We start from the raw sequence: 6,505 nt of genomic DNA on the forward strand, positions 1-6,505 counted from the left end.
GTGATTGATAACTGAGGTGAGCGGTTATCAATCACTCCCTGCCCACTGGCTGGTACGAGGTGTTTGCTGTCCTCTCGTACCAGCCAGACTTTTGCTCGGAGGGTGTTCGCCGAGCGCCTGTACACTGACCCCATGCAAGAACTCGGAATTTCGTCGATTCACCCGGAAGCCCCCGCGATATTCTCGGCCGCCGCAATCATGCGCGCTCCGATCGACCTCGAGGAAGCAGTCGGCCGCCTCGCGCCCCTGTGGGGAGAAGCGATCGAACCCGCGTGGGAACAGGCGGACGAATCCGATCCGAACACGCGCATCCTCCACTTCGAGATCGACGGCGTCCGCGTCCTGCTCACCCCGATCAACCACGGCCTGCGCCTCGACAAGGGCCAGCTGCCGCTCCACCGCTTCCACGTCGCCGCATCGTTCTACGCGCCCGAGGACAAGGCCGGCGAGGGAGCGCTCGCGGGAGAAAGCGAGGATACGACGCTCCACGAGCTACGGCGTCGTCATCGCATGGTCTCCGCACACATCATCTATACGGAAGTCATGGACGTCCTCATGCGCGAGCCCGCGGCGATCGGCGTCTACCGCGACGAGCTCGGCGTGCTCATGCCGCCGAAGATGGTCACGGAACTGTCGGGCCTGCTGCGCGACGGGCAGGCGCCGCTGGCGCTGTGGATTAACGTCCGCGTTCACAAGCACGACCTCACGAACGGCCGCACGCTCGGCCTGCCCAACTTCGGGCATCTTGACCTGCAGATCCGCGAATCCACGCGCTCCGACGAGGACGTGTACAACCTCCTCATGAACGTCTCAAATTACATCGTCACCGGCGATACGTTCCTGCTGCCGAGCCAGACCCTCGGGTACGCCGATGGCCAGGCGCTCGCGATCTCTCAGGAGGTCTCGCAGGCCGACGGCGCCACGGTGATCCGCCTCGACTTCTAGGTTCCGCTCGATAGGGTGGTGGGAGCGACGTAGATGGAGAACCTGTGGCACTGGTAACGATTGGCGGAATGATCGGCGTTGGCAAGACGACGGCGGCCAGCCTCATCTCCCAACACCTAGGTGCGCCGCTGCATCTGGAGAACGTGGACGGCAATAAGATCCTCGAAAAGTTCTACACCGCCACGCCCGAGGAAGAGCAGGCCAAGCGCTATCCCTTCCTCCTCCAGCTCAGCTTCCTCAACTCGCGCTACGCGGACATCAAGCGGGCGCTCGTCGAGCGCCATGCCGTGCTCGACCGCTCCATTTACGAGGACTGGTACTTCGCGCGCGTCAACACCGACATGGACCGCATCTCCGAGCTCGAATTCTCCATCTATGAGGATCTGCTGGCGAACATGATGGAAGAACTGAGCTTCTTCCCGAAGAAAGCGCCGGATCTGTTCGTGTTCCTTCACGCCGAGTTCGACACGATCGTGCGCCGCATCTCCACCCGCGGCCGCGACTTCGAGCAGGACGACTCGCAGCTCGCCTACTTCCACCGCCTGTGGGAGGGCTATCGCAACTGGGCCGAGACCAAGTACAACCAGTCGCCGGTGCTCGTGTTTGACACCGAGCGCTACGATTTGGCCGACCCCGAGCACCAGCAGTACCTGCTCGAGCTCGTTGACCGGGAGCTCGCGGCACAGAATCCTGACGCGCTGTAGATGCTGGTCAGGCCGGTGGCGCTTCAGCGTCGTCGATGCAGCGCGAGAGAAGTTGGCCTAGCGTGTCGCGCTCGTCGGGGGAGAGAGGCGCGAATACTTCTTCGGCGATGCTCGCCCGGCTCGCCCGCAGCGCTTCGAGGTGCTGCTCGCCCTCGCTCGTGACAGAGACGATCTTCGCCCGGCGGTCGGTGGGATCCGGGGTTGACTGGATGAGTCCGGCGTCGGTGAGGGAGTCAACGACGTCGGTTACCGCGCGCGGGGTAATTCCTAGTTTTTCTGCCAATCGGGCGGGTCGGATGGGTTCGCGGCCGATGGCTCGCAGGGCGCGCGCTTGGTGTGGCGCAATTGGCAGCCGCAGGCTTCGATGCCTGATAATTCGCGCCAAACGCTGAATCTGCTCGCCGATCTCTGAACCACTTTGTGCCATGCGGGAATAATATCAGCATCTCATGCACTATACTCATTGTGAAGTAACTACATTAATCCCTCATCGACGAAGGGAGAGTGCCTATGAACGGGTCACCTCAACAAAGAACCGCGGTCAAGAACAAGGACGACCTGGAGCAGCTGAAGAACGCTCCGGTCAAGTTCTCCCGCGTAGCTAAGCTCTTCAAGCCTCACGCCGCAGCGATCGCGCTCGTAGTGGGGCTCATCGTTGCAACCGCTGGTCTGACAGTGGTGCAACCATTCCTCGTTCGCCGAACGGTCGACGAGGCTATCCCTCATCAGGACGTCGACCTGCTCGTCTCACTCGTGCTCGCCATGATCGGGCTGGTGGTCGTCACCCAGGCGATCGGCGTCGTGCAAACCTGGATGTCCACACGGATCGGCCAGCGCATCATGCACACGCTGCGCGTGGACGTGTTTGGCAACTTGCAGCGCCAGTCCATGGGCTTCTTTACGAAGAATAAGGGCGGCGAGATCCAATCGCGCCTGACGAACGACATCTCCGGCATGCAGTCGGTGGTCACGAGCACGGCCACGTCCATCGCCTCGAACGTCACCATGACGGTGGCGACCGTCGCGGCCATGATCGCGCTCAGCCCCACGCTCTCGCTTCTATCGCTGGTCGTGCTGCCACCCGCCGTCTGGCTGACGCGCCAGGCCGCCCTCACCCGACGTCGTATCACCGACAAGCATCAGCGCACGCTCGCCGTGCTCCAGCACAACGTGACGGAGAACCTCTCCGTGTCCGGTGTCCGCCTGAGTAAGACCCTCGGCGCGGACGATCGCATCCACCGTGAGTTCGCCACCGTCAGCCACGACCTCATCGACCTCGAGCTCGAATCGCAGCTCGCCGGCCGCTGGCGCATGGCCACCATGCAGGTGATCTTCGCCGTCATCCCCGCGCTGGTGTACCTGGTGGCAGGCTTGCCCGCCACATCGAACGGCATGACCATCGGAACGCTCATCGCGTTTTCCACGCTGCAAAGCCAGATCTTCCGCCCCATCACGGGCCTGCTCAACGTGAGCGCCCAGTGGGTCGCGTCCATGGCGCTGTTCTCAAGGATCTTCGAATACCTCGACCTCAGGCCGGAGGTGGCAGAGCCGGACACCCCGCGCGACGCGCAGATCCTCGACACGAGCGTGGAATTCAGCGACGTCACCTACCGCTATCCCGGTGCCGACGTCGACGCGCTCGCAAACGTCTCATTCACCATCCCCGCAGGCACGACCACCGCGATTGTTGGTCACACGGGGTCTGGCAAGTCCACGATCGCCTCACTGCTGGCGCGGCTCGTTGACCCCACCGCGGGTCAGGTGGCCCTCGGCGGCGTCGACCTCCGCGACGTGAGCGCTGCGGCGCGAACCGCGCGCATCGGCGTCGTGAGCCAAGAAACGTATCTCGCTCACGCAACGATTGCGGACAACATGCGGATGGCGAAGGAAGACGCCACGGACGCCGACATCTGGGCCATCCTAGAGAGCGCGAATATCGCGGACCTCATCCGAGCGCTGCCGGACCAGCTCGAGACCGTCGTGGGCTCGCGCGGTTACCGATTCTCGGGCGGCGAGCAGCAGCGACTCTCGCTGGCACGCACGCTCCTGCGCGAACCGCAGATCCTGATTCTTGACGAGGCCACGTCCGCGCTCGACAACCAAACCGAGCGCGCGATCCAGAACGCGGTGAACGCGTCGGGAACCACGCGGCTGGTCATTGCCCACCGGCTCTCAACGGTTCAGGACGCCGACCAGATCATCGTCCTCGACGAGGGACAGATCGTCGAGCGCGGCTCGCATGAGGAGCTCATGGCCCAGCGCGGGCAGTACGCGAACCTCGTGTCAATCGCCTCGCGCGAAGCGGCCGAGCCCGTGCTCAGCATGGCCTCGTAATCGAAAGGCTCGGCTCTGTCAGTTCTGATCGCGGATGAACGCGGGCAACTCCGCCGCGTAGTCGAACGCGGCGCGGTAGGCAACGAGCCCGTCGGCGTCGATGATCGACAGGCCGTCGGCCACGCCGCGCTTGCCGGGGCCGACCTCGGCGTCGATGTCGATGATCGCGTTCGTGAGCTCCGCTCCCGAGCGAACCACCGCGCCGTCGAGGACCACGCAGTTCGTCACTGACGCGCCCTCCTCGATGACGGCCTTGGGCCCGATGATCGAGTTGGTGACCGCGCCAGAGACAGTTGTCCCCGCCGAGATCATCGCCTGATCGATGCTCGCCTCTTTCGTCACCTTCGCCGGGCGCAACTGCGGCTGCGCGGACCAGATCGGCCACTCGTCGTCGTCAAGTCGCACGCCATTTCCCTCAAGGATGTGCATGTGTGCGGTCCAGTAGGCCTGGGGCGTGCCAACGTCGACCCAGTAGCCGTCATGCTTGTGTTGGGCCACGCGGTGGTTCTCAACGAAGTAGGGCAGCAGGTCATCGCCGTAGTCCTCGAGGCCGGGTCCGGATTGCGCTCCTCGATCAGCGGGATCTGCGAGAACAGCGTGTCCGAGTTGCCCTCGTGGAAGCCTTCGCCCTCCGCGCCCGTGTAGGGCACCGTCAGTTGAAGCCCCCGATGCGAGCGGTCCAGATCCCACGGGCGGCCATTGTCGAGGTGTCGGTTAAGCGTGTGCGGGAGGTACTCCTCCACGAGCAGCACGTCGCTGATGTGAGCGTGCGCGAGGTTCGACAGCGACACATCAATGAGGCGGTACGTACCGCCAAACGGGAGGGACGGCTTCGCGCGCTTTTCGGTGAGGACGTCAAGGCGGGAACCTTCGCCGCCGGCCATGACGATGGCAAGGATGTTGGGCAGCCTCATTTCTCTAGCCTAAACGCGCACCCCGCCGATTCACGGGTTATCCGGCCCCGCCGCTTGCTGGTGGCGAAACTGCTGGTGCAATACCTGGCTGGCGGCGCGACTGGCTCGTTGCGTGTTGACTGGCGCCTAATTTGGCCGGCCGCGGCCTAGCTGAACGCGCGAAATCGACTGCTTTGACGCGGAGGCTCGCAACTTTAGTGAGAATTTGGCGAGTTTGGCCCATTTTCGGCACGCCATGCCTGGTAGGTCACTAAAGTTGCGCCAGATGCGAGGTACTGACGTACACGCGCAGCACAAGCGCGCATCCGAACAGCCAATAAGCGTCGAAATGATCGCCCGCGCCGCCGGGGGAATCTCACACGTGGTCGCCGTTGGGGAAGGTGCTAACATATTGCCGGACGTTCGAGCGATCGACGCCGCGGGCCAGCGACTAGAGCCGCCGGCCCGCACTTGGGTGGTGGCAGCGCCCGGTGAACCCTTCTGTATGTTCAGCATGCGCGGAGATTATTCATGAAAGCTGCCTATGCGCCGATTCGGCGCGGTTATTACGACGTATTTGTGGCCATGTTCGTGGCCTTCCTGTTACTGTCCAACATCGCGGCAACCAAGCTCATCGACGTCGGCCCGCTCATTTTCGACGGCGGCGCCCTGCTCTTCCCGCTCACTTACGTGATTGGCGATGTGCTGGCCGAAGTGTACGGATTTAAAGCCGCACGCAAGGCCATCGGGCTGGGATTCATCGCGTCGATCATTGCTTCTGCCACGTTCTATCTGGTGCAGATCGCGCCACCGGCCGCGGAGTACGAGAATCAAGCGGCCTTCGAGGCCGTGCTCGGCGTGGTGCCGCGCTTCGTGCTCGCGTCGCTGTGCGGCTACATCGTTGGCCAGCTCCTCAACGCCTACGTGCTCACGTGGATTAAGAACCGCTGGGGCGAAAAGCATCTGTGGGCGCGCCTCGTGGGCTCGACTGTGGTCGGCGAATTCGTCGACACCATTATCTTCTGCACGGTCGCGTGGTACGGCGTGGTTTCGTGGGGAACGATCCTCAATCTGACGGCCACCGGCTTTGTGTACAAGGTGGTCGTGGAGATTGTGTTGCTTCCCGTCACCTACGCCGTGATCAACTGGGTGAAGAAGAACGAGCCGGGCTACGGCGTGGCCGACAGCGCAGATCCGACGCCGGTGGAGGCCGGCGCCACCGGTGACCAGCCCACCGAGTGCGCGTAGGGTAGGCACATGAGTTTTACGTTGGGAACGCGGCTCGAGGGTGAGCTCGGGCGGACGGGCACGATTCACACGCCGCACGGGGATATTCAAACTCCGGCGTTTATTCCGGTGGGTACGAAGGCGACGGTCAAGGGAGTCACGCCGGAGGAAGTCGCGGAGGTTGGCGCGCAGGCCGTGCTCGCCAACGCCTACCACTTGTATCTGCAGCCGGGCTCGGACGTGGTGGACGCCGCCGGCGGCCTCGGCTCGTTCATGAATTGGCCCGGGCCCACGTACACGGACTCGGGCGGCTTCCAGGTGATGAGCCTCGGCTCGGGATTCAAGAAGGTGCTCAGCGAGGAGTTTTCCGGCAAGAAGCTAGCCGACGACGCGGTGGCCGAC

General features: G+C 63.5%; 8 protein-coding genes and 1 pseudogene. 6 read left to right on the forward strand and 3 right to left on the reverse strand.

Annotated elements, in window-relative coordinates; all coding sequences use genetic code 11:
* The first annotated feature begins 132 nt into the window (after positions 1-132).
* Entirely contained in the window at positions 133-945 is an 813-nt protein-coding gene (locus ACHFFR_RS04085) for a DUF4261 domain-containing protein (protein WP_394263001.1), read from the forward strand.
* 44 nt (positions 946-989) lie between these two features.
* On the forward strand, positions 990-1,649 hold the full coding sequence (locus tag ACHFFR_RS04090) for a deoxynucleoside kinase (protein ID WP_394263002.1): 660 nt from the start codon (positions 990-992) through the stop codon (positions 1,647-1,649).
* Positions 1,650-1,656: 7 nt separating this feature from the next.
* On the opposite strand, the gene ACHFFR_RS04095 is transcribed toward ACHFFR_RS04090, so the two are convergent.
* Positions 1,657-2,076 (reverse strand): MarR family winged helix-turn-helix transcriptional regulator, encoded by a 420-nt coding sequence (locus ACHFFR_RS04095; RefSeq protein WP_394263003.1) that lies wholly within the window; start codon positions 2,074-2,076, stop codon positions 1,657-1,659.
* 83 nt (positions 2,077-2,159) lie between these two features.
* On the opposite strand from ACHFFR_RS04095, the gene ACHFFR_RS04100 reads away from it, so the two are divergent.
* Positions 2,160-3,983: an ABC transporter ATP-binding protein gene (locus ACHFFR_RS04100; protein WP_394263004.1), complete on the forward strand. Its 1,824-nt coding sequence runs from the start codon at positions 2,160-2,162 to the stop codon at positions 3,981-3,983.
* Positions 3,984-4,001: 18 nt separating this feature from the next.
* On the opposite strand, the gene ACHFFR_RS04105 is transcribed toward ACHFFR_RS04100, so the two are convergent.
* Positions 4,002-4,481, reverse strand: a complete 480-nt coding sequence (locus ACHFFR_RS04105) for a hypothetical protein (RefSeq protein WP_394263005.1) — start codon at positions 4,479-4,481, stop codon at positions 4,002-4,004.
* Positions 4,482-4,484: 3 nt separating this feature from the next.
* On the opposite strand from ACHFFR_RS04105, the gene ACHFFR_RS04110 reads away from it, so the two are divergent.
* A complete protein-coding gene (locus tag ACHFFR_RS04110; RefSeq protein WP_394263011.1) occupies positions 4,485-4,628 on the forward strand; it encodes a hypothetical protein in 144 nt (47 codons plus the stop codon).
* A 98-nt stretch (positions 4,629-4,726) separates the two neighbouring features.
* Here the strand turns inward: ACHFFR_RS04110 and ACHFFR_RS04115 are convergent.
* A pseudogene (locus ACHFFR_RS04115) lies at positions 4,727-4,897 on the reverse strand (sugar phosphate nucleotidyltransferase); the annotation flags it as partial.
* 510 nt (positions 4,898-5,407) lie between these two features.
* Between ACHFFR_RS04115 and ACHFFR_RS04120 the strand changes: the two are divergent.
* Both ACHFFR_RS04120 and ACHFFR_RS04125 read left to right on the forward strand, forming a co-directional pair.
* Positions 5,408-6,124: a queuosine precursor transporter gene (locus ACHFFR_RS04120; protein ID WP_394263006.1), complete on the forward strand. Its 717-nt coding sequence runs from the start codon at positions 5,408-5,410 to the stop codon at positions 6,122-6,124.
* Between the two features lie 9 nt (positions 6,125-6,133).
* Positions 6,134-6,505 (forward strand): tRNA-guanine transglycosylase (locus ACHFFR_RS04125; RefSeq protein ID WP_394263007.1); only part of this gene is annotated, 372 nt, incomplete at its 3' end.

The sequence above is a fragment of the Trueperella sp. genome (assembly GCF_043424875.1).
GTDB lineage: Bacteria > Actinomycetota > Actinomycetes > Actinomycetales > Actinomycetaceae > Trueperella.